The sequence below is a fragment of the Parasedimentitalea huanghaiensis genome (genome assembly GCF_009753675.1).
GTDB lineage: Bacteria > Pseudomonadota > Alphaproteobacteria > Rhodobacterales > Rhodobacteraceae > Parasedimentitalea > Parasedimentitalea huanghaiensis.
The window spans coordinates 66,953-93,110 of sequence record NZ_WQLV01000006.1 but is presented as its reverse complement, the minus strand read 5'-3'; the positions used below and the strand labels follow the sequence as shown (position 1 = coordinate 93,110).

At 54.3% G+C, this 26,158-nt stretch carries 29 protein-coding genes; 12 read left to right on the top strand and 17 right to left on the bottom strand.

The window, feature by feature from the left end:
- Positions 1-52: 52 nt before the first annotated feature.
- Positions 53-505, top strand: a complete 453-nt coding sequence (locus GO984_RS11355) for a GAF domain-containing protein (protein WP_157022652.1) — start codon at positions 53-55, stop codon at positions 503-505.
- On the opposite strand, the gene GO984_RS11350 is transcribed toward GO984_RS11355, so the two are convergent.
- Complete coding sequence (locus tag GO984_RS11350; RefSeq protein ID WP_157022651.1) at positions 485-784, bottom strand: DUF1294 domain-containing protein; 300 nt, start codon at positions 782-784, stop codon at positions 485-487. The two genes, GO984_RS11355 and GO984_RS11350, sit on opposite strands and share 21 nt — an antisense overlap.
- A gap of 73 nt (positions 785-857) precedes the next feature.
- Between GO984_RS11350 and GO984_RS11345 the strand changes: the two genes are divergently transcribed.
- From GO984_RS11345 to rarD, 4 genes are all read left to right on the top strand, one after another.
- Positions 858-1,871, top strand: a complete 1,014-nt coding sequence (locus tag GO984_RS11345; RefSeq protein WP_157022650.1) for a GlxA family transcriptional regulator — start codon at positions 858-860, stop codon at positions 1,869-1,871.
- An 84-nt stretch (positions 1,872-1,955) separates the two neighbouring features.
- Positions 1,956-4,406 carry a GcvT family protein gene (locus GO984_RS11340; RefSeq protein WP_157022649.1) on the top strand — a complete coding sequence of 817 codons (2,451 nt, stop codon included), beginning with the start codon at positions 1,956-1,958 and terminating at the stop codon, positions 4,404-4,406.
- Between the two features lie 68 nt (positions 4,407-4,474).
- Positions 4,475-4,906, top strand: a complete 432-nt coding sequence (locus tag GO984_RS11335; protein ID WP_157022648.1) for a DUF3995 domain-containing protein — start codon at positions 4,475-4,477, stop codon at positions 4,904-4,906.
- A 68-nt stretch (positions 4,907-4,974) separates the two neighbouring features.
- A complete protein-coding gene (gene rarD / locus GO984_RS11330; RefSeq protein WP_157022647.1) occupies positions 4,975-5,877 on the top strand; it encodes an EamA family transporter RarD in 903 nt (300 codons plus the stop codon).
- Positions 5,878-5,909: 32 nt separating this feature from the next.
- On the opposite strand, the gene GO984_RS11325 is transcribed toward rarD, so the two are convergent.
- A complete protein-coding gene (locus tag GO984_RS11325; RefSeq protein WP_157022646.1) occupies positions 5,910-6,518 on the bottom strand; it encodes an NAD(P)H-dependent oxidoreductase in 609 nt (202 codons plus the stop codon).
- 113 nt (positions 6,519-6,631) lie between these two features.
- On the opposite strand from GO984_RS11325, the gene GO984_RS11320 reads away from it, so the two are divergent.
- Positions 6,632-7,006, top strand: coding sequence for a winged helix-turn-helix transcriptional regulator (locus tag GO984_RS11320; protein ID WP_245231081.1), 375 nt, complete (start codon positions 6,632-6,634; stop codon positions 7,004-7,006).
- An 8-nt stretch (positions 7,007-7,014) separates the two neighbouring features.
- Here GO984_RS11320 and GO984_RS11315 read toward each other — a convergent pair whose 3' ends face one another.
- Complete coding sequence (locus tag GO984_RS11315) at positions 7,015-7,425, bottom strand: nuclear transport factor 2 family protein (RefSeq protein ID WP_157022645.1); 411 nt, start codon at positions 7,423-7,425, stop codon at positions 7,015-7,017.
- A 106-nt stretch (positions 7,426-7,531) separates the two neighbouring features.
- On the opposite strand from GO984_RS11315, the gene GO984_RS11310 reads away from it, so the two are divergent.
- Entirely contained in the window at positions 7,532-8,185 is a 654-nt protein-coding gene (locus GO984_RS11310) for an RluA family pseudouridine synthase (RefSeq protein WP_157022644.1), read from the top strand.
- Positions 8,186-8,262: 77 nt separating this feature from the next.
- Here GO984_RS11310 and GO984_RS11305 read toward each other — a convergent pair whose 3' ends face one another.
- Positions 8,263-9,105, bottom strand: a complete 843-nt coding sequence (locus GO984_RS11305; RefSeq protein ID WP_157022643.1) for an alpha-1,2-fucosyltransferase — start codon at positions 9,103-9,105, stop codon at positions 8,263-8,265.
- A gap of 68 nt (positions 9,106-9,173) precedes the next feature.
- A complete protein-coding gene (locus GO984_RS11300) occupies positions 9,174-9,680 on the bottom strand; it encodes a VOC family protein (protein WP_157022642.1) in 507 nt (168 codons plus the stop codon).
- Positions 9,681-9,937: 257 nt separating this feature from the next.
- On the opposite strand from GO984_RS11300, the gene GO984_RS11295 reads away from it, so the two are divergent.
- Positions 9,938-10,381 (top strand): glyoxalase superfamily protein, encoded by a 444-nt coding sequence (locus GO984_RS11295; RefSeq protein ID WP_157022641.1) that lies wholly within the window; start codon positions 9,938-9,940, stop codon positions 10,379-10,381.
- A gap of 122 nt (positions 10,382-10,503) precedes the next feature.
- Positions 10,504-11,259 (top strand): SDR family oxidoreductase, encoded by a 756-nt coding sequence (locus GO984_RS11290; protein ID WP_157022640.1) that lies wholly within the window; start codon positions 10,504-10,506, stop codon positions 11,257-11,259.
- A gap of 68 nt (positions 11,260-11,327) precedes the next feature.
- Here GO984_RS11290 and GO984_RS11285 read toward each other — a convergent pair whose 3' ends face one another.
- Entirely contained in the window at positions 11,328-12,767 is a 1,440-nt protein-coding gene (locus GO984_RS11285) for an aldehyde dehydrogenase family protein (protein ID WP_157022639.1), read from the bottom strand.
- 231 nt (positions 12,768-12,998) lie between these two features.
- Between GO984_RS11285 and GO984_RS11280 the strand changes: the two genes are divergently transcribed.
- Positions 12,999-13,649: a peroxiredoxin gene (locus GO984_RS11280; protein WP_138162933.1), complete on the top strand. Its 651-nt coding sequence runs from the start codon at positions 12,999-13,001 to the stop codon at positions 13,647-13,649.
- Between the two features lie 157 nt (positions 13,650-13,806).
- On the opposite strand, the gene GO984_RS11275 is transcribed toward GO984_RS11280, so the two are convergent.
- From GO984_RS11275 to GO984_RS11265, 3 genes are read right to left on the bottom strand one after another with little or no spacing between them, the layout of a single operon-like run.
- A complete protein-coding gene (locus GO984_RS11275; protein WP_157022638.1) occupies positions 13,807-14,529 on the bottom strand; it encodes a glycosyltransferase family 25 protein in 723 nt (240 codons plus the stop codon).
- Positions 14,526-15,107 carry a helix-turn-helix transcriptional regulator gene (locus GO984_RS11270; RefSeq protein WP_245227052.1) on the bottom strand — a complete coding sequence of 194 codons (582 nt, stop codon included), beginning with the start codon at positions 15,105-15,107 and terminating at the stop codon, positions 14,526-14,528. The genes GO984_RS11275 and GO984_RS11270 overlap by 4 nt, the downstream gene beginning before the upstream one ends.
- Positions 15,082-15,447 (bottom strand): PepSY domain-containing protein, encoded by a 366-nt coding sequence (locus GO984_RS11265; RefSeq protein WP_138162936.1) that lies wholly within the window; start codon positions 15,445-15,447, stop codon positions 15,082-15,084. Before GO984_RS11265 ends, GO984_RS11270 begins: the two co-directional genes overlap by 26 nt.
- A gap of 286 nt (positions 15,448-15,733) precedes the next feature.
- Between GO984_RS11265 and GO984_RS23815 the strand changes: the two genes are divergently transcribed.
- Positions 15,734-16,171: a T6SS immunity protein Tdi1 domain-containing protein gene (locus tag GO984_RS23815; RefSeq protein WP_157022637.1), complete on the top strand. Its 438-nt coding sequence runs from the start codon at positions 15,734-15,736 to the stop codon at positions 16,169-16,171.
- A gap of 108 nt (positions 16,172-16,279) precedes the next feature.
- Here GO984_RS23815 and pnp read toward each other — a convergent pair whose 3' ends face one another.
- Both pnp and GO984_RS11250 read right to left on the bottom strand, forming a co-directional pair.
- Positions 16,280-18,403, bottom strand: coding sequence for a polyribonucleotide nucleotidyltransferase (gene pnp, locus GO984_RS11255; protein WP_157022636.1), 2,124 nt, complete (start codon positions 18,401-18,403; stop codon positions 16,280-16,282).
- A 183-nt stretch (positions 18,404-18,586) separates the two neighbouring features.
- Positions 18,587-18,916 carry an ArsR/SmtB family transcription factor gene (locus GO984_RS11250; protein ID WP_157022635.1) on the bottom strand — a complete coding sequence of 110 codons (330 nt, stop codon included), beginning with the start codon at positions 18,914-18,916 and terminating at the stop codon, positions 18,587-18,589.
- Positions 18,917-18,978: 62 nt separating this feature from the next.
- Between GO984_RS11250 and GO984_RS11245 the strand changes: the two genes are divergently transcribed.
- Positions 18,979-20,328, top strand: coding sequence for a pyridoxal phosphate-dependent decarboxylase family protein (locus GO984_RS11245; protein WP_157022634.1), 1,350 nt, complete (start codon positions 18,979-18,981; stop codon positions 20,326-20,328).
- Between the two features lie 55 nt (positions 20,329-20,383).
- Here GO984_RS11245 and GO984_RS11240 read toward each other — a convergent pair whose 3' ends face one another.
- The 6 genes from GO984_RS11240 to truB form a co-directional block, all read right to left on the bottom strand.
- Positions 20,384-21,589 (bottom strand): cation:proton antiporter, encoded by a 1,206-nt coding sequence (locus GO984_RS11240; protein WP_157022633.1) that lies wholly within the window; start codon positions 21,587-21,589, stop codon positions 20,384-20,386.
- A 635-nt stretch (positions 21,590-22,224) separates the two neighbouring features.
- A complete protein-coding gene (rpsO, locus tag GO984_RS11235; protein WP_138162943.1) occupies positions 22,225-22,494 on the bottom strand; it encodes a 30S ribosomal protein S15 in 270 nt (89 codons plus the stop codon).
- A 188-nt stretch (positions 22,495-22,682) separates the two neighbouring features.
- Positions 22,683-23,672 carry a calcium-binding protein gene (locus GO984_RS11230; RefSeq protein WP_157022632.1) on the bottom strand — a complete coding sequence of 330 codons (990 nt, stop codon included), beginning with the start codon at positions 23,670-23,672 and terminating at the stop codon, positions 22,683-22,685.
- Between the two features lie 112 nt (positions 23,673-23,784).
- Positions 23,785-24,291, bottom strand: coding sequence for a DUF1643 domain-containing protein (locus tag GO984_RS11225; protein ID WP_157022631.1), 507 nt, complete (start codon positions 24,289-24,291; stop codon positions 23,785-23,787).
- A 43-nt stretch (positions 24,292-24,334) separates the two neighbouring features.
- Positions 24,335-25,021, bottom strand: coding sequence for a hypothetical protein (locus GO984_RS11220; RefSeq protein WP_157022630.1), 687 nt, complete (start codon positions 25,019-25,021; stop codon positions 24,335-24,337).
- A 173-nt stretch (positions 25,022-25,194) separates the two neighbouring features.
- Positions 25,195-26,100, bottom strand: coding sequence for a tRNA pseudouridine(55) synthase TruB (gene truB / locus GO984_RS11215; RefSeq protein ID WP_157022629.1), 906 nt, complete (start codon positions 26,098-26,100; stop codon positions 25,195-25,197).
- Positions 26,101-26,158 lie beyond the last annotated feature (58 nt).

Genomic DNA, 26,158 nt, shown 5'->3' with positions numbered 1-26,158 from the left:
CGTCAGGTCAAAAGGGGGCAGGCCCCCACCCCTTTAAATCAAAGGTTTCTCTATGAGCGTTGACTATTCTTACCTTGCAAAATCCATTGCCTCCCTGACTGCCGGAGAAACAGACGAAGTGGCGTTGATGGCCACTGTCGCCTGCGAAGTCCATTTTTCCGATGACCGCTTTGACTGGACTGGATTCTACCGTGTCACTGACCCGGATTTGCTAAAAATTGGTCCCTATCAGGGGGGTCACGGTTGTCTCCAAATACCATTTTCGCGCGGTGTTTGTGGTGCAGCGGCCCGAACGGGAGAAGTTCAGTTGATTGCAGATGTTGAAAGCTTTGAAGGTCATATCGCCTGCGCTAGCTCCACCCGTTCGGAATTGGTGTTGCCGGTGTTAGATAACTCGGGTGGATTGATTGGCGTTTTTGACATCGACAGCAATCAACCGGATGCGTTTACACAGAAAGATGCCACAGCTCTTGGTCAGATTCTGTCAGATGTATTTGCCCGTTAGGGCGCTCCAGATAATTGCCGTTCCAGCTATCAGTTGCAGTAGGGTAATCACATGCAACAGTGTCGAAAACGGTTGTTTCCGGGTCTTGTGGCGAAATAGTTGGCGGCTCCAATAGGCGCCCGGTGTGCCGCCCATCAGGGCTACAATCAGCAGGGTTCGTTCCGATATGCGCCAATGACCAAGCCGCGCCCGACGTTTATCAAGCATAAAGAGCACTATCTCTAAGGCGTTGATAGTAAATAGATACACGGCAGAAAGAACCCAAGGGTTGGTGGACATACTGTTGTTTCTCCCTCTTAACGCTTTGGTTTACCGTTGCGGATTTTGGTGAAGATGCCCTAGGACTCGCCATATGAACAGCCGATCCAAACCCGACCTAAAGCCCACGTCCCGGTGCTGGCAGATTGATATTGTCGTTGCCGATGGCTTTGTCCTGCTTGAAGTCGCAGCAATTGTCGATGCCCTGCGTGTTGCCAATCGGATCATCGCGCAACCGCCATTTTCCTGGACCTACCGATCAGCCAAGGGCGGGATGATCGAAAGCCGTTGCGAGGCCTTTGTCAATTCCCAACCTTTTGTCGACCGGCCAACAGCTGATTATGCCTTTGTGATCGGCAATAGCGATCCCGACACCCCTGCTTTGTCGCTACCGGGGCTGATCTCGGCTTATACCTATCGCAACGCGCAGGTGTTTCTCTTGGCCGAGGCCGCCAGCCGATACATCCAGGATCGAGGTGATAAAGGGGTACACCTCTCCACCCATTGGGAAAACTCGGCCCTGTTGCGTGAACGCAGTGGATTGTTTGAAGCAGGCACGGCATTGGCCAGTGAAGACGGGCCCGTGGTGACCTGTGCCGGCATGGGGGCAACGGTAGATGTGGTCTTGTCACTGATGGGGCGGCACATTTCACCTGCGGCGCTGGTGACAGTGGCCAATGTACTGCTGCACGACAATATCCGCGACTTTTCAACCCGGCAACCGTTTGGCGGCGCACGGGGAACTGCGACCGGAGACACCGATCTCGACCATTGTATCCGAATCATGCAGGATAATATCGAGGATCCGCTACCTATTTCCGAACTGGTCGCTCAAGTCGGCATTTCCGCCCGGTCACTTGAGCGCAAGTTCAAGACCAGATTTGCTACAACCCCCAACAGTTTCTATCGTGAAATGCGGTTAAGCAAAGCCAACAACCTGTTGCTCAACACCAGTCTAAGTGTACAGGAAATCGGTCTGGCCTGTGGTTTCCCCAGTGGTTTTTCCGGACAGTATAAGGCGCAGTTCGGACTTACGCCGCTTGTGGTACGCAAAAGGCGTCGGTCTGGCGGGCAGGGCGCAACACCCGATCCTGAGATCGGAGAATAACTGTCAAAAATTGGCGGAAATGGTGCATTTCCAGTCACGCAAGCATGTCAGGCTGATGAGAAATTCAGAGTCTGGAGCGACGACATGAGCGATCTTCCCACCAAGGCCCGTGTGGTCATCATCGGCGGCGGTGTTATTGGCTGCTCGGTAGCCTATCATTTGGCAAAACTGGGCTGGCAGGACGTGGTGCTGCTAGAACGCAAACAATTGACATCGGGCACCACCTGGCACGCCGCCGGGCTGATCGGTCAGCTGCGGGCCAGCTCGAATATGACCAAGCTGGCGCGGTATTCGGCTGAGCTGTATCACGGGCTGGAAGATGAAACCGGGGTTGCTACGGGCATTCGCCAAGTTGGATCAATCTCGGTTGCGCTGACGGATGAGCGACGCGAAGAACTATACCGCAGCGCCGCCATGGCGCGGGCCTTTGGGGTTCCTGCCGAAGAACTGTCACCGGCGGAGGTCAAGCAGCGTTATGAGCATCTGAACCTGGATGGCGTGACCGGTGGTATCTGGTTGCCGACAGACGGGCAGGCGGATCCGGCCAACATCGCACTGGCGATGGCCAAGGGCGCGCGTCAGAATGGTGCACTGGTCAAGGAGCGTATCAAGGTGACCGGCATGACAAAGCAAGGTCGCCGGGTCACCGGTGTAGACTGGGCCAGCGACGATGGTGAACAGCAGGGCCATATCGAAGCCGACATGGTGGTGAACTGCGCAGGCATGTGGGGCCGCGAAGTTGGTAAAATGGCAGGCACCAACGTGCCGCTACACGCCTGCGAGCACTTTTATATTGTCACCGAAGCGATCCCCGGTCTGACCCAGATGCCAGTGCTGCGGGTGCCGGATGAATGTGCTTATTACAAGGAAGATGCCGGTAAGATCCTGCTGGGCGCCTTTGAACCCAATGCCAAGCCTTGGGGTATGGATGGTATTTCTGACCGGTTTGAGTTTGACCAATTGCCTGAAGATTTCGACCATTTTGAGCCGATCCTTGAAGCCGCCTGCGAGCGTATGCCGATGCTGGCCGAAGCAGGTATCCACACCTTCTTTAATGGGCCTGAGAGCTTTACGCCGGACGATGCCTATCATCTGGGTCAAGCACCTGAGATGGACAATGTCTGGGTTGCCGCAGGCTTTAACTCAATCGGTATTCAATCTGCTGGTGGCGCTGGAATGGCACTGGCGCAATGGATGGACGCAGGTGAAAAGCCCTTTGATCTGGGTGACGTTGATATCTCCCGGATGCATCCGTTTCAGGGCAACAAACACTATCTGTTTGAACGCTCTAAGGAAACGCTGGGGCTGCTCTATGCGGATCACTTCCCATACCGGCAAAAGGCCACCGCGCGCGGTGTTCGTCGCTCTCCGTTCCATCAGAAACTCTTGGATCAGGGCGCAGTGATGGGCGAAACCGCTGGCTGGGAGCGGGCCAACTGGTTTGCAAATGAGGGACAGGAGCGTGAGTATCAGTACAGCTGGAAGCGGCAAAACTGGTTTGAAAACTCAGCTGCGGAACACCGGGCCGTGCGTGAAAACGTCGGCATGTATGACATGTCCTCGTTTGGTAAAATTCGCGTCGAAGGCCCCGATGCCGAAGCGTTCCTGAACTATGTCTGTGGTGCCAGCTTGTCGGTACCGGCAGGCAAGATTGTCTATACCCAATTCCTGAATGCAAGTGGCGGGATCGAGGCAGATGTCACTGTCACCCGCCTGAGCGAGACCGCCTATTTGGTTGTAACGCCCTCGACAACGCGTTTGGCGGATCAGACCTGGATGATGCGTCATCAGGGCGATTACCGAGTGGTGTTGACCGATGTCACAGCGGGCGAGGGCGTGCTGGCCGTGATGGGACCGCAGTCACGCGAGTTGCTGCAACGGGTGTCGCCAGGTGATTTCTCAAATGCTGTGAACCCTTTTGGTACTGCGCAGGAGATTGAGCTGGGCATGGGGTTGGCCCGTGTACATAGGGTGACTTATGTGGGTGAGCTCGGCTGGGAGATCTATGTCAGTTCGGATATGGCGGGTCATGCCTTTGAAACGCTATCCGAGGCGGGACGGGACATGGGGCTGAAACTGTGTGGGATGCACATGATGGACAGCTGTCGGATTGAAAAAGGGTTTCGTCACTTTGGCCATGACATCACCTGTGAGGATCATGTGATTGACGCTGGGTTGGGGTTTGCGGTGAAAACTGACAAACCAGATTTCATTGGTCGTGATGCTGTGTTAGCGCGCAAGGAAAGTGGTCCAAAAAACCGCATGGTGCAGTTCAAACTGACTGATCCTGAACCCATGCTGTATCACAACGAACCCTTGATCCGGGATGGTAAGATCGTCGGCTATCTCAGCTCTGGTAACTATGGCCACACGCTAGGCGGTGCGATTGGGTTAGGTTATGTGCCCTGTGAAGGCGAGAGCGCCGCTGATGTATTGGCGTCGACTTATGAAGTCGACGTGATGGGAACACGTATCCGGGCCGAGGCCTCGCTGAAGCCAATGTATGATCCCAAATCAGAGCGCGTGAAGGTCTGATAGCTGTTGTATCCGCTGCCATATGGTGAGAGCCATGCGGCAGCGGATATACAGAGGAACCCGACCAGATGATGCCTTTCAGCGCTATTATTGCCGTCCTGCTGCTACTAGCCATCGCATTGGTGCATTTGCTGTGGGCGCTGGGCAGCAGCTGGCCTGTGGGGGATGAGAAAGCACTGGCGCGTACCGTAGTTGGCAGTAAGGACATTCAGAAGATGCCACCGCGTTTGGCCAGTTTAGGTGTCGCTATTGTGCTGACAGCTGCGGCCCATATTGTACTGGCCTCTGGTGGATTGATGTCGGGTATCTTGTTGCCACGGATGTATCAAATTCTATTGGTCGCCATGATCCTGGTGTTCTCAGCCCGCGGGTTGGCAGCCTATATGTCCTTCTGGCGGGAACTGGTACCGGAACACCCCTTTGCTCGCCTGGATCAAAGAATTTATGCCCCATTGTGCCTGCTGATCGCTGCATTATTGCTGGATGTGGCCCTGACCTGAACAAGGGCGGCATTTCCCGGTTTCCTTTGCGCAAAGACCTGCCATAACTACGGCCATAGGAGTGCGCAATGACATCCCCCAACACTGACAACATCGACAGCCCACGTGGCCTGGCCTTTGCCATATCGGCCTATGTGATGTGGGGGCTGTTGCCGCTATACATGAAGGCACTGTCGCATATCCCAGCAGCTGAAGTGGTGGCACACCGGGTGCTTTGGTCGGTGCCTGTGGCCGGGGTGTTACTGATCGTGCTGCGCCGAACCAAGGACCTGAAGGCAGCGTTGCGCAATCCCAAAACACTGATGATGGGCTGTGTCACTGCCGCACTGATTACCGTCAACTGGGGTATCTATGTCTGGTCAATTGCCAGTGGCCACGCGCTGGATGCGGCGCTGGGCTACTACATCAACCCGCTGTTCAGTATTCTTCTTGGTGCGGTGTTGCTGGGTGAACGACCCAGCCGGATGCAGATGCTGGCGATTGCTCTGGCCACAGCGGCAGTGGTGGTGCTCACTGTGGACGCCGGAGGCCTACCACTGGCGGCTGTTGGACTGACGCTAAGCTGGGGGTTCTATGCCTTTTTCAAGAAATCACTGCCAGTTGGTCCCAATCAGGGATTCATGCTGGAAGTGCTGATCCTGATGCCGGTGGCACTGGGCTATGTCATCTATCTGTCCGCAACCGGATCCGGCCATATTGGCGGCACAGGTATAGATACCTCGCTGTTGCTGGGCTGTGGCGTGGTTACGGCGATACCTTTAATCACCTATGCAAATGGGGCCAAACTGTTGCGATTGTCGACCATCGGTATCCTGCAATACATCGCGCCAACAATGATTTTCCTGATTGCCGTATTTGTCTTTGGTGAAGAATTTGGTGGTGCCCGCATGATTGCCTTCCCTATGATCTGGGCAGCATTGGTGATCTATTCGGTGTCTCTGATTAAACAGATGCGGACTAAACCAGCCTAGGCGCCCCAGTTAAGGGACGCCCGTTTTGTGAGTTATTCGGCTGGCTCTGCAACCTTGGCAAAGGTGTCGCGCAGATGTGCGTCAAAGCGTGCAAAATCCGCCTCGACTTGCGGGTTTTTCATCACATCATAGGCGACAAAGGTGGGCAGCTTTTCAAGGCCAAGAAACTTACCGTTCTGATGGGAAGGATACAGCAACGTATCGACCGAGGCACCCGCAAAGAAAGTTTGCTCTGGGTCGTTAAACGCTTCAACCGGGGCGTTGAACGTGACCGACAACATATAGGTTTTGCCTTTTAACGCGCCACTCATTCCGTAGTTCTCAGTGGGAGCTTCTGCGCTGCGTCCGTCACCAGTGGCCAGACGCCCATCCATCCCCGCCGTGTAGACCTCGTCCTGATATTTCTTGAGATTCCACGGCGTTGCCATGCAGTGGATTGGAAACTGCATGATGATTGTGTCCGCCCATTGGTGGCTGGCGATCTCGGCTTCGACGTCATAGCCCTCAACCACGGTTGTTACCCGCACCTGATCGCCTTGCGTCTCAAAAAAAGCCTTTGCGCGCTCGGCAAATGCCCGGTTCAGGCTGCCGGGGGCAAAGTCATAAGGCTGGTAGCCGTTGATGATGAGAATATTCGACATGTTGGATCTTCCCGAAAGTTAGTTGTTTTTCACTTCACATCTCGGGAGGTGGGGGTGTAGGTTTACTATAGCAACCAGTATACTTTTGGTAACCTAGATGTTTTTTGAGGGCCATGATGAAACCACGTGTGATCGAGGATGAAAACGGACGTCGCCGCGCAACGTCTGCCTGCGAAAAACCCTGCCCAATCGAAGACGGAATGAAAATTCTGGGGGGAAAATGGACGGGGTCCATTTTATGGCATTTGCAATATGGTCCAGTCAGGTTCAACGACTTGTCGCGCATGATCGCAGCGGCCAGCAAAAAAATGATCACCGAACGTTTGCGTCATCTCGAGGCGCAGGGAGTGGTCACGCGAGAGATTATCAATTCGTCCCCGATTTCAGTGGAATACAGCCTGACTGAACGTGGTAAAACCGCGCTGCTGTTTCTCGATGAACTTCGCAAATGGACCGAGTCGATAGAACCAGAGCTATACGGCTCGTAACTGCAGGTTCACGTCAGTGCGTCGCGAAATTTTAGGAACCGTGCATCGGTCATCACCCGCGCATTCATTGCTTCCCGCAGTGCACCAACACTTTTGTAGGGGCGCATGGTCACTTCGAATAACTGTATTTCACCCGCTTCATTCAAAGTGATCAAATCGACTCCGACCGCGTCAAGCGCGCCAATCGTGCACTCGAACTCCAGTGCCCAATCGTTGCCTTCGCCCATGACCCGGCGATAGCGAAAATTGCTGAACACCCGACCTACGTGGCCCAATACAGCTGCTACAGGTTCGCGTCCGGTCCAGGTTTTGTAATAGGTTGGTGGAAGGAAACGGACATCCTCAGCTAGCAGCCCGGCAATCAGGCTGTCGTCTCCCTTGGCAACTACGTCCATCATACGGCTGACTGTTGGATGCATCTTTGGTTCTCCCGTTTTGTGTGATCCTGCGATGGTGGGCAATGGCGGGCAAGCGCGACGTCGCGGGAACTTGCCCCTGCAGTCTGCAGGCGCTAGGCAGGGATTTATGGCAGTATCAAGCGAATATACCCCGCCGCAGGACCCGTTAGAGTACCTGCATTCCGACGCCCAGATTGTGGCGGTGAACAAACCCGCCGGGCTGTTATCTGTGCCGGGCAGGGGGGAACACCTCGCTGATTGCTTGCTGACACGTGTGCAACTGGCCTTTCCTGACGCGGTCTTGGTACACCGGTTAGACCGCGACACCTCGGGTGTGATTGTCTTTGCTCTGACCCCACATGCGCAGCGCAACCTGTCCATGCAATTCGAGCAGCGCACCACCCGCAAGGTCTATGTGGCACGTCTCGAGGGTCGGCTAGAGCCTCGTGCGGGTACTGTTGACTTACCGCTGATTGTGGATTGGCCCAACCGGCCACGTCAGATGGTCTGCCAGAACACGGGCAAGGCATCGGTCACAGACTGGAATGTTGTCAAATACGGTGCGAATGAAACCCGGGTGCGATTGACGCCGAAGACCGGTCGAACCCATCAATTGCGAGTTCATATGCTGGCCTTAGGGCATCCGATCTTGGGGGATCCACTCTATGCAAGTGGTGAAGCACGCGAGTATGACCGGATGATGCTGCATTCGCAGGAGCTGCGGGTGAAACATCCCGAAACCAGCCAATCAATCAAATTTCGCGCCCAGCCGAATTTTTGAACACCTTTGGCAAGCCAAATTCACATAATATGTTTCGCACGTGAAACAACCTTACGTTGTGTCAATGAAAGGCTGACCTAGCTGATCTCTAGCCAATCCTCGGGCAGAATGTCCGGGTTGTTCAGCTTGGGATCGCCAAACCAGTTGGCCGGGGCGGCAATACGTTTGTCCGGGTTCTGGTTCAGCCAGGCAGCCCACCACGAAAATGAGCTGTTACCGATGATGTTATGCTGACACAGACTCATCAGTCGCATGTCTTCAAAGTCGGTTTCTGAGCCGTTGAAATCGACCACAACCTTTTCGACAGGCAGAGGCAGGTTGTCCTTGGCCCATTGTGGGTCGTCAGAGAACACATAGACCGTTGGGTTGTCTGATAATCCCTTCAATACGCGGGCCAGTGCAGCCTCGTAATAGGCCTGATCACACAGTACATGTGCCGCAAACGTTAGGTAATCGCCACGCCGCACATGTAACGATATGGCATTACTACCTGCTATCCGCTCTGCCATGTTGGCGTTAGCGGCATTTGAGAAATCGGGGAAAACAAATGCCTCGCGGATCTGGTCCTTGATATGCGAAAAATACTTTTCGCTCTGCCAGTACCCGTGAAGGTAGGTCCCATCCTCCCAGCTCTCAATGTCTAGATTGTATCCAAGCCCTTGTTCGCGACGAAACCTTGGCGCAGAGCCAAAACCACGCCAAAGAGCATATCGCAGAGGGGACTTCTGCTTTAACGGCGGCAGCTTGGTCGGATCTGCCAGATCCAGGTTGAACACCCGTGTTGGCACGCCCTCACCATTCAAGACCGCACCGCGCATATCCAGTGCCACCGGCACACCATGACGTGCTGCTAACCCGGCAGCTGCAGCATACTGAAACATCTGGTTGCCCAGACGACCATGGAGGCGGGCAGTGATCATACGGTGATCCTTTGTGATTTGGTACTGCCCTTACTAAGCGCTCCTACTGTGCAAGGCCAGTAACTGCTTCACGCCCTACCCCCATCTTTCGTTCTGTTGGTTATCCAATCGGAGTAGGATCTCACGCCAAAATCCGAATCTGGCGTCTCATCAAGTATCGAAAGAAACTCAAGAGAGTGCCCATCCGGGTCCTTCAGATAGATCGAAACGGCGGGCATCCATCCAATCACAACCGGTTCCTCAATGGGTTCACCATTGAAGCCCAAGGGTTGTTGTCCGGCTTGTCTTAGTTTTTCAGGAAGGGACAAAACACCGTTGAGGTCTGACCGGAACGCATAGTGAAGCCGCATGCCCATGGGGGCCGATCCGCTGCCCCAAAGACCAAGCATGGATTGGTTGCGATTCCCGACCCAAAAGAAGGCAACGTTTCGTTCTGGAATGCTGCGGGCCAATTGTAGACCGAGAATGTCCCGGTAGAACATCACTGACTGCTCAAGATCACGAACGGGGATATGGGTTTCATAGAGGCCGCGAATATGTTGGCCAATTGGGTGGTTATCGTCGGGGGCTGACATTTTAGGCTCCTGAAACACGGTTTCTGGGGCCAGTCTGCAAGCTCAACCTGGCTTCAGGTCAAGTGGGAAATCGATCTATCTTGACCGATGGCGCGATATACCGTAGTCAGCGCCCAGGTTTGGGTCCCTGCCGCTCACGGCCAATTGGCTATGGTGAAACCCACTTGATCTACATCTTCCGCCCAATACTGGTGCGTTTGATGGCAATGTGAGCCCCGTCAGAGTTTACGCGCCCGTTGATATTGGACGAGGCAAAGATGATGAATACCCAAAACCTGGCTCCGTTAAGCGAGCTGAAAACGCAGGCAAAACGCCTGCGCAAACAACTGAACGACAATGGTCACGAGATTTCGCATAGTAAGTCGTTGGAGCTACTGGCGCAGCAGCACGGTATGCGTGATTGGAACACGATGGCGGCTAAGGCCGGCAACAAACTGCACCTGAGAATCGGGGACCGAGTACAGGGTCGCTATCTGGGGCAGAAATTCGTTGCGACCATTCGCGGTCTTTCGGTCCTTGGTGATGGCGAGATCAGGTGCATAACCCTGCACTTTGATGATCCTGTGGATGTGGTGAAGTTTGATAGCTTCTCGGCACTTCGCCAACGCGTTTCTGGACGAATTGGTTGGGATGGTCGTTCTGTGCAGAAAACATCGGATGGGGTTCCGCAACTGATTGTTGAACCCCTGTTCAGGACGTGACCTTAACCGACCCGTTTCTTGCGCCTTGTTCTGGAGCTAAAACCAGGACCGCATGAAACGGGTCGCCTGATGTATAGCTGATCGATTTTGTGTCTCTGTGATCAACACATGGAGAGTCCAAAATGGAATTGGAAAACAAAGTCATAATTATCACCGGGGCGAGCAGTGGCATTGGTGCTGCTGCGGCGATGTTATTTGCAGCTGAGGGTGCCAAAGTTGTTTTAGGCGCACGCCGTCTAAAAGAGCTGGAGCAGGTTGTCGGGCAAATTACCCAAAGCAACGGGTCTGCAGTGGCACTGGCCGGGGATGTCACGGATGCTGGCTATGCTCAGGCATTGGTGGATCTGGCAGCCGAAAGTTATGGCGGATTGGACGGAGCGTTCAATAACGCTGGGATCATGGGGGACATGGGGCCAATGGCGGATATGTCAGTTGGTACATGGAACTCTGTCATTGAAACCAACCTGAGCAGTGCCTTTTACGCCGCCAAGGCACAGATGCCGGCCTTGGTGAAACGAGGTGGTGGCGCGATGCTGTTTACCTCGTCGTTCGTGGGCTATTCAAACGGTGGCATGCCGGGCATGGGGGCTTATGCTGCCTCAAAGGCTGGGTTGATTGGGTTGGCGCAATCATTGGCAGCGGATCATGGCGGGGAGGGAGTGCGGGTCAATACCCTGTTGCCGGGTGGGACGCTGACAGCGATGGCCGGAGATGATGCCGATACACATGCGTTCATATCTGGCCTACATGCCTTGAAACGTATGGCTGAGCCTAAGGAAATTGCTCAAATGGCGATGTTCCTGCTGTCGGATCGGGCCGGTTTCATCACAGGTGGCCCGGTACTGGCGGATGGAGGTGTCTCGGTTCGGCTGGTTTGACGGGTCACGTAAAACAAGAAAGCCGCCTGAAGAGGCGGCTTTCTGCAAATTGGATGTGGGGTGGGGGCTTACTCGGCCGCCCAACCTCCAACAGCTTTGACTTCCAGAAAATCTTCGATGCCAAAGCTGCCGCCTTCACGGCCATTGCCGGATTGCTTCATGCCGCCAAAGGGCGCGCCAGCACCACGGGACTGGCCGTTCATCTCAACCATACCCGAACGCAAGCCACGGGCCATGCGATTGGCACGGGCAGTATCCTGCGTTTGTACATAGTTGGTCAGGCCATAGGGGGTGTCATTTGCGATTGCCACGGCTTCTTCTTCGGTGTCGAACGGGATGATCGCTAAGACCGGCCCAAAGATTTCCTCACGCGCGACAACCATCTGATTGTTCACGTCTGCAAATACGGTGGGCTTGACGTAGAACCCTTTTTCCAGCCCTTCGGGACGGCCTGTACCACCGGCGACCAGTTTGGCACCTTCATCGATACCCCGTTGGATCAGGTTTTGGATTTTCCCCCATTGCAGTTCATTGACAACTGGGCCGATATGGCGACCTTCCTCGGAAGCTGGGCCAACGCTGACCTTGGCGGCAACTTCGGCAGCTGTAGCAACGGCTGCGTCATAGACACCACGCTGGACCAGCATCCGGCTGGGGGCGTTGCAGCTTTGGCCTGTGTTGTTCATCATATGCAGCACACCGCGTTTCACGGCCTTTTCATCCGCATCATCAAAAATGACGTTTGCGCCTTTGCCGCCCAGCTCCAGGTGTATCTTTTTCAGAGTATCAGCCGCAGATTTGGAAATTGCCGTACCAGCACGGGTCGAACCGGTGAAGGACACCATATCGACATCCGGGTGTGAGGATAGGGTGGAGCCAACGCCGACGCCATCACCGTTGACCAAGTTGAATACACCAGCTGGGAAACCGGCTTCGTCCATCATTTCGGCAAAGATCATCGCATTCAGCGGGCTTTGCTCGGAGGGTTTCAACACCATGGTGCAGCCAGCAATCGCCGCAGCACCAACCTTGAGCGTGATCTGGTTCATCGGCCAGTTCCAAGGCGTGATCAAGGCTGCAACACCAACAGCTTCGTGAATGATCATGTCATTGGGCGCATGAGATCCGAGAGGTTTTTCAAACTCGAATTTCTTGGCGGCACGGATGAAATTTTGCAGGTGATAAATGCCTGCCCCAACCTGTTGGCTGCGGGCCATGTCGATGGGAGCACCCATTTCAGTCGACATTGCCTGGGCGAGATCTTCGCCACGGGTTTTGTAAGCCTCGACCAGTTTTTCAACCAATGCGATCCGCTCGGCCACTGGTGTCGCCATCCACCCCGGCAGGGCAGATTTTGCGGCTGCTACAGCAGTGTTGGTGTCAGCTTCGGAGCCCAGTGAAATCACTGCGCAGGGTGCTTCGGTTGAGGGGTCGACTACCGCAAAATCATTTGCCTGCGATGGAGCCACCCACTGCCCGTTGATGTAAAAGTCACGTTTCTCGATCATGTCATTTCTCCCACGATGGATTATGTAACCGACCATGCGGTCGGGTATTTGGCGCTACTCTGTCACTCCGGCTCACTGGCGGCAAGAGATCAAAAGTAAATTTGATCAAATCAAGGATCGTCGCCTGACGCTGTTTTCGACTGGCACCTCGTTAGAAGGGGTGCAACGATGGTCATGAGTGACTACTTAGACGTTCATAAGATCTGTATTTTGATATGAGAGGAAAGTGCCATGGGCCTACGCATCAACGATGTCGTTCCGAATTTCACCGCTGAAACAGACCAAGGGACCGTTTCGTTCCACGACTGGATTGGCGATAGCTGGGCAATCCTGTTTTCGCATCCCAAAGACTTCACCCCGGTGTGTACTACCGAGTTTTCCGCTGTGGCCCAGTTGGCGGACGAATGGGCCGCCCGCAATACTAAGGTAATTGGGGTTTCTGTCGACGGTGTTGAGGACCACAAAAAGTGGAAAACTGACATCGAAAGTTATGGTGGTGCTGCTGCTGGATTCCCAATTATTGCGGATGATGGCCTGGCCGTGTCCAAAGCATTCGATATGTTGCCAGCTGAAGCCTATATGCCCGACGGGCGCACCCCGGCCCATAGCGCGACCGTGCGTTCGGTGTTCATCATCGGCCCGGACAAGCAGCTGAAGTTGTCGATGACTTATCCGATGACGGTTGGTCGTAACTTTGCCGAAATCCTGCGCGCGCTGGATGGGTTGCAGATGTCGGGTAAAGGTGTTGCGACACCTGCAAACTGGGTTCCAGGTGAAGACGTGATCATCCCGCCAGCAGTGTCCAATGAGGATGCCAAGGCGAAATTTGGTGAGTTTGAAACCATCTTCCCCTATCTGCGGAAGACCAAAGCCCCACAGTAAAAAGCAGAAAAGGAGGAGGCTGTCTGCCTCCTCTGTGCCACAGCCCAGGTGCTGTGGCACATTCACCTCCGAGGATATTTTAGGCTAGATGAAGAACGGGGTTCTGTTCATCTGATAAAACTGGAAAGATCCAGGCCGGGGCAAAGGCAAAAGTCCCTTATCTGGTGTTGCGGTTAGAGTGGTTTTTTACCTTGTTCCGGTACCGCGCACGCTTCCATTCACGCTGAATTTTTTCCAATAGCGGTTTCTGCGATCCAATTGTGCTTCCGCCGGTTTCGGCTGTGCGATCTGTCAGGCAGGCCGGGGTGATCACAGCGATATGGATATCTGTATGCCAATGCATTTGAAGAAAGGTATCGACTGGCCGGTCAAAAGGAGCGGTTGCTGCGAGTAGACGTTCGGCGGCTGACCGGCTGACCAGTTGCCCTGAGGTGCGTAGAGGCGTGATCCTTGGGCGGATCAGGGCATAGCTGTCCTGATGGTCTAGTTCTTCACCTTCGCATGTGCGGGTCTGCAGTTGGATATACCCGGTTTTTGCTAAATGCTGCGCCGCGAGCGAAAGCGCTGCGTCGAAATCATTGTTTAGTTCTACATCATCTTCCAATATCAGAGCCGCATCAGCGTCGCTGTCCAACAGGGAAGTCCAGGCGTTGCGATGGCTGAGAAAGCAACCAATCTCGCCGGGGCGCAATGAAAACGGATAGCGGGGCGCGAGCTGATTGGACTGATAAGCCAGTTCCAGTTGTTCCTGAGACAGGGCCGCGCCGTCAACGGCGTCGATGATTTCACTGTCTGGCCCCAACCGCTGCAATAATTGCTCTACTTGCGCTCGTCGCTGTGTTGCTCGGGCGAGGTGGATGACAAAAGGTTTGATTTTCATGATGACTCGTTGTTGTGCGCGGGCTGTGCTTCATTTGACAGCAGTGGTTCAGCCAACAGTTCCTCGATGAAGTAGCTGAGCAATTGTAGCCGACCTGTAACGCCTGCCTTACGGTAGACAGCCGCACATTGGGCTTTGACCGTGCCCTCTTTGGTTTGGCGCAGGGCAGCGATATCGGCAACTGGCAGCCCTTTGATCGCCAGTAAGGCAACGTCGCGTTCCGCGCTGCTAAGCTGCCAGTCCGAAAATTGCTGTTCGATCAGTTCGGCAAAGGCATCAGATGCTACGTCAAGCTGGCGTCGCAATCGCCGTTGCCGATGCGCGAGTGCACGGATCTGTAAAACGGTTGCCAACAAACTGCCAATCAAGGCCAGTGCCAGCAGCAGTTCAAAGCTATTGTAGTGACGAAAACTTGCTGCATCCTCGCGGCCGAGTAGGTCAGAGGCGGCGTCAAACATAAAGAAGGTGGCGCAGAGAGCCTGCACCACCAAAAGAAGCCAGAGCCAGAGTTGCGTATTGTTCTGCATTTGGCTCCCTTTGTGCTGACCGGTATCAATCGTCGTCGTCGTCAGACTCATCTTCTGCGTCATCGCTCTCGTTTGCAGAGGCGTCATCTTCGGATTCGTCGTCATCGTCGTCTTCATCCTCACCGTGGTCGTCTTCGACCTCAACTTCGGTGACCATGCCGCTTGTTTCATCAAGCTCCAGCTCAGTTTCTACGCCATCCATTCGGACTTCAACCTCGATTTCACCATCTTCGATTTCAATTTCCTGCACAGTATAGCCCTGTGCTTCGATCGCAGCCCGGATTTCGGCCTCGGTGGTTCCAATTGTATCCCCAACTGAGATATTGGCCACGGCCAGAGCAGGGGCACCAACGATCAGAGCAGCCAGTGTAAGTGTTTTGAGGTTTTCCATTTTTCATCTCCAATTTGGGTTTCGGTGATGATGAGGTGGGGAGGGGGCGAGGGCGAAACGATTGGTTTTTGGTTGGTTTTGGCGGGGATTGGACTAAGGTTTATGCGTGTTTTCATGCCTTTTGCCAGGCCGATAGGTCAGACGCTGCCCTTCGTTTTTCTACTGGACAATCAACACATGACTGTGGCTTGTGATCATCAACAAAATGGTATGACAGTAGGTCATCTGGTGTGTCAGCTGTATTTAGGGCTATGTTTTTATTGAAAAAAATTTATCGGATCAAACTGTGAATTTACTCGCTAAGATTAACGAACATTGGGGTTGGACTGGGTTGAAAGGCGTTGAAGTTGTTGGACGCAATGAATTTGGGAATATCTTGGTCTTGGATGAAAGCTCTGCGTATTGGCGTATTTGCCCAGAGGAGCTGAGTTGCGAGGTCGTGGCTGCAACTTCGAAAGATTTTTTCAAACTTGTTGAGAGTGAAGATTTTCGACTTGATTGGGAAATGACTAACCTAGTGGAAGTGGCTCGGAGCCAATTGGGTAACTTGGAGGCAGGCTGGGTGTTTCACTTGATAATTCCGGCTCTCTTCCATGGGCCATACGAAGCCTCCAATTTTGGTACAGCTCCGCTTGAAGAGTTAATCGAGCTGTCAGGTGAATGGTCGTTAACCGCCAAAGACGTACCCGAGGGCGGGCATGTCTTATTGCCAGTGACTGAGTGATTGCCGGTAGCGGAACCAAGTGGAAAGCTTGCTTCCTGCAGACGCAAAAAGGCCCCGCTGTTGCCAGCGGGGCCTTCGATATTCTCAAAAATGTAAAACCGGGTTGGCTTACTCTTCTGGTTTGATCTCTTCGCCAGTTGCCTGGTCTACGATCTTCATCGACAGGCGAACCTTGCCGCGATCGTCAAAGCCCAGCAGTTTGACTTTTACTTCCTGGCCTTCTTTCAGAACATCTGACGGGTGGTTCAGGCGGCGGTTTTCGATCTGGGAAACGTGTACCAGACCATCGCGCTTGCCAAAGAAGTTCACAAATGCGCCGAAGTCGACGATTTTGACAACTTTACCAGTGTAGATGGCACCTTCTTCAGGCTCGGCCACGATCGAATAGATCATGTCGTAGGCCTTCTTGATCGATTCACCGTTTGGCGAAGCAATCTTGATGATACCTTCGTCGTTGATGTCGACTTTAGCGCCGGACACTTCAACGATTTCACGGATAACCTTACCACCGGAACCGATGACTTCACGGATCTTGTCGGTGGGGATCTGCATGGTTTCGATGCGCGGTGCGTGAACCGAGAAGTCAGAAGCTTCGGTCAGTGCGTTTGCCATCTCACCCAGGATGTGGACACGGCCAGCTTTGGCCTGAGCCAGTGCTTTTTCCATGATTTCAGGTGTGATGCCTGCAATCTTGATGTCCATCTGCAGCGAGGTGATACCTTTTTCGGTACCGGCCACTTTGAAGTCCATGTCGCCGAGGTGATCTTCGTCACCCAAGATGTCGGACAGGATCGCGTAGGAACCGTCTTCTTCCAGGATCAGACCCATCGCAACGCCAGCAACTGGTGCTTTCAGAGGTACACCGGCGTCCATCATCGACAGCGAGCCGCCGCAGACAGAAGCCATCGAGCTTGAGCCGTTCGATTCGGTGATCTCGGACACCAAGCGAATGGTGTATGGGAAATCAGTCGAAGCAGGCAGAACAGCCTGGAGCGCGCGCCATGCCAGTTTACCGTGACCGATTTCACGACGGCCCGGGCCACCAACACGACCAACTTCACCAACCGAGTAGGGAGGGAAGTTATAGTGCAGCAGGAAGTTCGATTTGAAGTTGCCGTGCAGCGCGTCGATGAACTGCTCGTCGTCGCCGGTTCCCAGAGTGGTGACAACCAGACCCTGAGTTTCGCCACGGGTGAACAGTGCTGAACCGTGGGTCCGTGGCAGCAGGCCAGTTTCCGAAACGATTGGGCGGATCTCGTCAGTCTTACGACCGTCGATACGAACACCAGTTTTAACAACGTCACCGCGCAGGATGCCAGCTTCGAGCTTTTTCAGAGCGGAACCAAGGTTCGCGTCGTCCAGTTGCTCTTCGGTCAGGGCAGCCTTGATGGTGTCACGTGCAGCGGCAACAGCGGAAGTGCGCTCTTGCTTGTCGCTGATCGCAAATGCAGCGCGCATGTCAGCGTCGCCAGCGGCCTTAACGGCTTCGAACAGCTCTGAGTAGTCAGGTGCTGCAAAGTCGAACGGCTCTTTGGCGCAATCTTCGGCCAGATCAATGATCAGGTCGATAACCGGCTGGATCTGCTCGTGAGCAAAGTTCACCGCACCTAGCATTTCTGCTTCGGTCAGTTCGTATGCTTCCGACTCAACCATCATCACGGCGTCTTTTGTACCGGCAACAACCAGGTCCAGACGCTGTTCAGGGTTCAGGCGCAGGTCCTGCATGTCGTCAACGGTTGGGTTCAGAACATAGTCGCCATCTTCAAAGCCAACGCGGCAGCTGGCGATTGGGCCCATGAACGGAGCACCGGAGATGGTCAGAGCAGCCGAAGCAGCGATCATCGCAACCATGTCTGGGTCGTTGACCAGATCGTGGGACAGCACGGTGCACATCACCAGAACTTCGTTTTTGAAGCCAGGAACGAACAGCGGACGGATCGGACGGTCGATCAGACGTGCAGTCAGTGTTTCTTTCTCGGTGGGGCGAGCCTCACGCTTGAAGAAGCCACCCGGTACTTTACCGGCAGCATAGTATTTTTCTTGGTAGTGCACGGTCAGGGGGAAGAAGTCCTGGCCGGGTTTTTGCTTGCGGGCAAAAGTGACGTTGGCCATGACCGAGGTTTCGCCCAGAGTGGCGATAACCGAGCCGTCAGCCTGACGGGCAACTTTGCCGGTTTCCAGTGTCAGCGTCTCTTCGCCCCACTGGATCGATTTCTTTGTTACGTTAAACATCAACGTTTCCTACGTAGGCTGCAGGGGCGTATCCCCTTTGGCCGGAAAAATGCGAGCCCTTGCTCGCGACCCTATCCTTCGTGTCTGGGGCTCGGGTCTCGGATGCCCCATTCCAGATTTCCTCGCGTTATAGGGTTTTTGGGCAAAAAGAAAGGTTCAATACGACGATGCCCTTGCAGAGGGTCAATTTTGACGGTTTGCCGCCGATCCAAAAGCCTTGCCCAAATCGGCCAATGCGCTGCGGTCTGCTTTGTAGAAAACCCAGTTCTTGATCTTTTGAGAGCTCACCAAACCGGCGGCTTCCAGCGTTTTCATATGGGATGTTACTGTTGGCTGGGACAAGCCAGTTTTGTCCGTAATGGCCCCAACACAGACACCGTCGTCAACCAGATCTCCATCGATTTGAGGTGGGAAGTGGGCGCGGGGGTCCAACAGCCAATCCATAATCTTGGTGCGCTGGGGAGTAGCCAGTGCGCGCAGGGCAGGTAACGTTTCTAGCAATGGCTTGTTCATATAGATGGATGCCTATATAGGTTTTTCTCGATATAGAATCGATTGATCTCAGGGAGAATGCCATGAACGAGCTTGAGTTGCTACAGGATGCAGACCAGCGGGCGCAGGCCTATGTAGCGGGCATCGAAGACCGACGAGTGTTTCCAGCTGATACAGAGCGGGCAGCATTAGACGGTTTTCACGAGGAACTGACTGAAGGCGGCAGACCTGCAAGCGAAACAATTTCCATGATGGATACGTTGGGCTCACCTGCTACGGTCGCCTCTAATGGGCCGAACTACTTTGGCTTCGTTATTGGCGCAAGCTTGCCATCAGCATCCGCTGCAGAACGGCTTGCCTTGGCATGGGATCAATGCGCGTCAACCGAAGATGGCAGCCCTGTAGCAGATGTCTTGGAAAAACAGGCTGGGCGCTGGCTGTTGGATATTCTGGACCTTCCGCGGGAAAGTGCGGTTGCCTTTGGTACCTCGGCGACAGCCTGTGGTTTAAGCTGTTTGGCAGCCGCACGGGCGGCTTTGTTGGACCGCTTGGGGTGGGACGTGGTGAACGACGGGCTGATGGGCGCGCCGGAGATCAAAGTGGTTGTTCCCGCGTCGACCCATGTCACCGTGCGCAAGGCCTTACAGATACTTGGGTTTGGCTGGGCCCGCGTGCAGAAGGCGCCTGTGGACGGGCAGGGGCGGATCTTGCCGGACCAACTGCCTGAGATGGACGCGCAGACAATCTTGATCCTGCAAGCGGGTGAGGTGAATACCGGAGAGTTCGATCATTTTGACGAAATCATTCCACGAGCCAAAGCAGCAGGTGCCTGGGTCCATGTGGATGGGGCCTTTGGCCTGTGGGCACGAGCGGCGCCAAATATACGCAGCCTAACCAATGGAATTGACGGGGCCGACAGCTGGACGACCGATGGTCATAAATGGTTGAACACGCCGTATGATGGCGCGATGGCCATTTGTCGTGATCCGCAGGCTCTGGCACGGGTGATGAACAGCGATGCCGCTTACTCCAGTGCTTCAGCTGATGCGCAAAAGAATCTCACGCTAGAGTTTTCACGCCGTGCGCGGGGCATTCCAATCTGGGCGGCGCTTCGGACGTTGGGCCGAAATGGTGTGGCACAGATGGTCGAAACCCACCACCTGCAGGCACAGCGCATTGCTTCGGCATTATCCGAAGCAGGGTTTGAGGTGCTGAACCGCGTTGTACTGAACCAAGTTTTGGTACGAGGTAAAGATGATGCGGCCACTCGTTCCATTCTTCAGCAGGTTCAGGACAGCGGTACATCATGGTTTGGCGGCAGTGTCTGGCAGGATCGCCCTGCATTTCGCATCAGCCTGTCGTCATTCCGAACTAAAGATGAGCATGTTGACCGTTTGATTGCACTGATGCAGCGTATTGGCCCCAGCGGATAGATCAAACCGGAGCCATAAGCCGTGGAGGGTAAGCCCGAGATGATCGAACTCTGGCTTACCCCTCGTTGCCGGGCTTTTGTCTTACCAGCCAATTGGTCATTGGCTTTGCGGTAAATCCATGTGCGATGAGGCTAAAGAACACAGTGATGACAACCACCAGTGAAATTAATTCACCACCGGGCAAGCCACTATCCAGCACGATCACTGCAAAAACGATACTGGCCAAGCCGCGCGGGCCAAACCAGCCCAGAAACAGGCGGTCTTTTACTGTTGCCTCTGTGCCAGAAAGTGAAAGGAAGATCGGGACCACCCGGACAATGGTGAGGCTGAGCAAGGCATAGACGATCACTTGCCAGCTTACCAAACCAATGACGCCAGCAACAACAGAACTGCCAAACAACAGCCAGGTCAGCATAGCCAGGGCTTCGCCGACGCCCTCGGCTGCAAGTACAAAATTATGCTTGGTGTCATCAAGAAGGTGCCCAAATAGCAAGCCTCCGGTAAAGGCTGCGATGTAGCCGCTGCCGTGCCATAGCTGTGCCAGTGAAAAGCAGGCGAGTGCCAGTGCAGGCACGGTGACTTGCTTCCAGACTTCTGTGACCCAACCCCGCGCCAAACACTGACGCAGCAACAAAGACCCGGCGGAGGTCAGCCCAAGACCAACGATCAGGCCAATGCCGATCTCTTCAAGGACCACTGTCAGTGGTCGAATTGCATCTCCCGTTGGGGTCATGGCCTCAAGTGACATAGCGATAAAGATGAACAAGAAGGGGACGCAGAGGCCATCGTTCAAACCGCTTTCTGCATTTAGGCCTGTTCTGATCCAGGCCGGAATTTTCTCGTCGGTCACCACCGCCTTGCCCAGAGCAGCGTCAGTCGCTGCCAATATGGTACCCAAAATGGCGGCCTCGTAGATATTGAGCATGTCAAACAGCACAAGCGCGAGCCCAAAGCCTAGGATGATGACGCCGGGGAGGCCGATCAGCAGCATTCTGGCTGGAATGGCAATTTTTGATTTCAGCACTGAAATTTCGACATTGGCAGCGTCGCTGAATAGGATCAGCACCAGTGTCATGTCCGCGAATACTCGCAGTTGGCTGCTTATGGCATTGCCGTCAAACCAGCCAAGAACCAATGGTCCCATCAGGATGCCTGCAAAGACAAAAAACATCGGGCCAGAGGCTGCTCCGCGCTCCACACGTCCAGCGATGAGACTGTAGAGAAAGGCAAACAAAGCCAGAATGGAGAGTTCAAGGTGCATATCTATTCCTGCCAATGACTTTACTGAGCCAGAGCACGAAATCCGAGTGCTCTCCTGCTCTGAGTTGTATTGTTATATAAAATGGACCGTTAGTGGACAGCTTTTTGGGTTTTGGTCATTTGTTAGTTAGATAAACCCCAATCGGGCCAGATTTTTGAATGACGAGGCATGTCGCTAGTGTTCAGAATGTATCCCAAATTACAGCTTACCCCCATCCCAGCAAACGGTGCGCCGCCAAAATCTATGCCTTCTACAGCACATTGCAGTTTAGGACGTCAGTTTGGGCTTTCCTTGAATCAAAGAAACAGGGTTCCTGCTTTGAATTTGAAAATGTGAGTTGGAGGTTGGGTGATGGCAATTTTATCTCCGGGTACACACGTTCGTTATGACGGCTGTGAAGATGGACCAGAATATGGCGTGGTTGTTTATTGTTGGCCGGAAGACTTGGGAGATGGGTTTATGATTTATGATTGTTATGTGGCTTTTTTGGCAAGGAAATTCCCAAAGGTGCACCAGAAGAACGACCTTACGTTCTGCGATACGCCTCTACATCTCTGGTCGTGCTGGACTAGCGCATAAAAAAACGCCCGCTCCTTGCGGAGCAGGCGTTTCCAGATCCGGATGGATCAAAAAGCTTAGCGGCGGATGCCGAGACGCTTGATCAGGTCCTGGTAGCGAGCCACGTCTTTCGACTTGGTGTAATCCAGAAGCTTACGGCGCAGAGCAACCATTTTCAAAAGACCACGACGACCGTGGTTGTCTTTTTTGTGGGTTTTGAAGTGCTCGGTCAGGGTGGTGATGCGCGAGGTCAGAATGGCAACCTGGACTTCTGGCGAACCGGTGTCGCCTTCCTTGATTGCGAATTCTTTCATCAGGCGGTTTTTTTCTTCAACAGTGATCGACATCGGGGTCTCCTGTAAGGTTTGTGTGAATGGCGCAGGCCGGGATGTCGTCCAGCACAGGCCCATGGAGTCGTCCCCACCATGCACAGCACAAAGCGCGCGAATCCATGGCGGATGCGCGGATATAGGCGGTTCTGGAAGAAATGGCAAAGGTATTCTGCGAGCTGCAGCGGTCTGGGCCCGTCGATGGATCAGCTAAAGGGAAGTCCGATCACGTCACTGCTGTCCTGATCCAGCAGAGTTATGTCGGAGGCTGTGAGATTGGCGGAACTATTGACCCGCAACACCTCGGTGCCGTTAACGCGAATAACGCTGTATTCGGGGCTATCCGGGTCTGCTTCAACTTCGATGTCCGGGTCCGGTTGGGTCTGCAGATCCCAAAGTAGAACCAACTGATCCTCGGTTGGGTCGAAGTCCATCATTTCGATGGACTGGTCTGCGTCAATCCAATTCCCGACGATGATTTGATCCGCACCATCTCCCGTGGTCAGTACATCGTTTGCGCCGGCCACTAGGGTATCATCCCCATCGCCACCGTTGATAAAATCGCGTGTGTCACCGTCATCAGCGCCAGAGACTAAATCATCGCCAACTCCGCCGAACAGGGTGTCACTGCCACTGCCACCTGCAAGAGAGTCATTGCCGTAGTTGCCATGTAAGGCGTCATTTCCACTACCGCCAACCAGGGTGTCATCATCCTGCCCACCATGAGCGGTATCATCGCCGCCGCCGCCTTGGATCAAGTCATTGCCAAAGTGGCCGTACAGGCTGTCGCTGCCATTCTCGCCAAGCAGCTGGTCATCGCCACCCTGGCCATGCAGCAAATCAGACCCATCACCACCGGCCAGTGTATCAACGCCTTCACCCCCAAAGAGCTGATCGTTGTCACCACCGCCCTCTAGCAGATCGTCGCCGTCATACCCGTTGATCTGATCATCACCAAGCCCACCTGCCAGATGATCATCACCATCACCGCCAGACAGAATGTCACTTTCCTCGGATGGGGTATCCGAGGGAAGAAGGCTGGACAGGGGTTGCACCTCTCCTGACCCTGAGGACGGCACCTGGCCACCGCCTCGGGGCTCGTCGTCTTCGCTAGTGTTGTTTGCAACGTCGTCGTCGCCAACGAACAGGGTTCCACCCATAGCCATCAGGCCAAGGAGACTTGCCAACCAGATCATTTACACACCCCACACCCATGGAGACTCATTAACAGGGATCAGTGTTGCATTTTGTCGAAGATCAGGCAAAACAAATCGGGAACAAAGGTTAACAGTTGAGATCCGGTTGATATCAAACCCAGAGCTGGGGTTCTTGCTTATAAGCGATGTAGAGGGGGTGTTTTGGGTGACCTGCTTTACTAATCCCCAACTGGTAGAGTTTGTGACCGCTGGCCCGTAGCAGAGCTTCTACGCGTGGTCCTTGGTTCAGGTGTTCGCCATTGGTGCCCCAGCCACAAACCACCTGATCGGCCCAGTCCATTCCTGCCAGGATAGCAGCGTCATTGTCTGGACCGGATGGATCGGCAGCGGCGCGCATGTCTTTTGGGTCGGTGGCACGATAGGCAAAGATATTGGTGGCACGAAAACCGCCAAACCCCAGCGATCTGGCCCGCCGTTCACAGCGCTCAATGGTGGGGTCGTTCTGGACTTCGGTTGCGGTGGACGGATTCAACATCACGAACATCACCTTCTTGCCCGCCTCATCCCAGACGCGGGTCAGGCTATAGCGATAGGTCTCGCAATCGGAATACACGGCAGTTGAGGGCGCGTCGCCCTTGGTATGGGAGCGGGTGATCATCTTGCAGTTCTGGTCCAAATTGGATCAGTTCGCAACCAGTGACCTACTTCGCCTTCAACTGCTTTTCCAACCCAATTTCAATCCAGTTCAGGGCATATCCAACGGGGCCGCGAATACCCTGTTTGGGGCTGTCGGGGCGGTCTAGTTGGACGTGGGGATTGGACCCCAGTTTAGTTAAAGCAGATCGTGCGGTCTCTAACTGAGCTGTTGTCAGTTTGGGGGCATCCGAGTGTTTTACCGCCGCTAGAATAATTCGGTGCGCTGCAGACGCCAGGCTCCAGACCGTTTGGTATCTAAGGTCCTCAAGCCTTGGGTCTGATGCTATGCGATCAATGCTGGCAATAAGTGGGTCGAACATCGAAAAATCCCGATTTGCTCGCAGGATCTCAGCTGCCGCAAAGATATCCTCTGGATCGGCCCCGCTGCGCAACCCGTCAAGGATAGGAGAGGAGCCGTCCATATTGCCAGCTAACACCTTTAATTCCTGCCGAACTTTTTCCAATGCTTCCTTCGGGGCATCGGGGTCAAAAGTTGTGTAAAGCGAATTCAGTCGGCTGTTTTCTTCTTCCAGCTCTACAAGCTGAAAATTGGTTTCCTTAAACTTCTCTTCCAGCTTGCTTAGCTTGACTTCGACGCCTGAGATTTTCACGCTCTCAACTCTATTAAACAAGGCCGAAAACTGCGCCGGATTCCAAATTGCCCAGATCAGTAAAGCAAGAAAGGTGATCAAAAACACGACCGGCCATAGCGAAAAATTCTCGGCGATTACTTTGAACAGCTGAAACTCATAGCAATTCGCTAACGTCTGACAATTCTCCTCCGCTTGCCCCCAATTTCATTCGCCCTAAACGGACATCTATGGATTGAAAGCACGCCTGAGTTGAAGGTGCAAGTTTTGTTGGCTTACCGCACAAACACCCGGCTTGGGTGCAATTCACCTGCCTTGTAGGTGCCAACAGCAACGGCCTCACCATCCAGCGAGGCCCAGGCTTCATCGCCATATTCGACGGTGGCGGCCAACACCATGCCGGGGTTGCCATTGCGCAGTTTGGCAGCACCTTCGGGGGTGCATTTCAGTTCGGGCAGATCTGCCAGCCCAATTTCCAGCGGCTGGATGAAAGTATCCAGCTCCGGTGTGCGGGCGATTTCTTCGATGCGGTCAAGGGTCAGCCCGTTTTCAACGTCAAACGGGCCAGACCAAACCCGGCGCAATTCGCGTACGTGGCCGTGACAGCCCAGCGAGGCCCCCAGATCACGGGCGATCGAGCGCACATAGCCGCCTTTGCCGCAGGTCATTTCAAGCGTCACATGGTCGGCATCAGGGCGATCCACCAGCAGCAGTTCCTCGACCCAGAGGGGGCGAGCAGCCAGTTCAACATCTTCGCCATCGCGGGCCAGTTTATAAGCGCGCTGGCCGTCGATCTTCACCGCTGAAAACTTAGGGGGCACCTGCATGATGTCACCCAGAAACTGCGGCAGGGCGGCGATGATTTCGTCATCCGAGGGGCGGGCATCGCTGGTGGCGATGACTTCGCCCTCGGTGTCATCGGTATTGGTGGCTTGACCCAGTCGAACGGTAAACTGGTATGCTTTCAGCGCGTCGGTGATATACGGAACGGTCTTGGTCGCTTCACCTAAGGCCACGGCCAGTACACCGGTTGCCTCGGGGTCTAGGGTGCCTGCATGGCCGGCTTTCTTGGCGTCCAGTGCCCAGCGGACCTTGTTCACAACCGAGGTCGAGGTGATGCCAGCGGGTTTGTCTACTACCAACCAACCAGAAATATCGCGGCCTTTGCGTTTGCGTGCCATGTCGTTCCCCGAATTACAGTGAGGCGCGCGGGGTAGCTGATGGGGGGAGGCCTGTCAA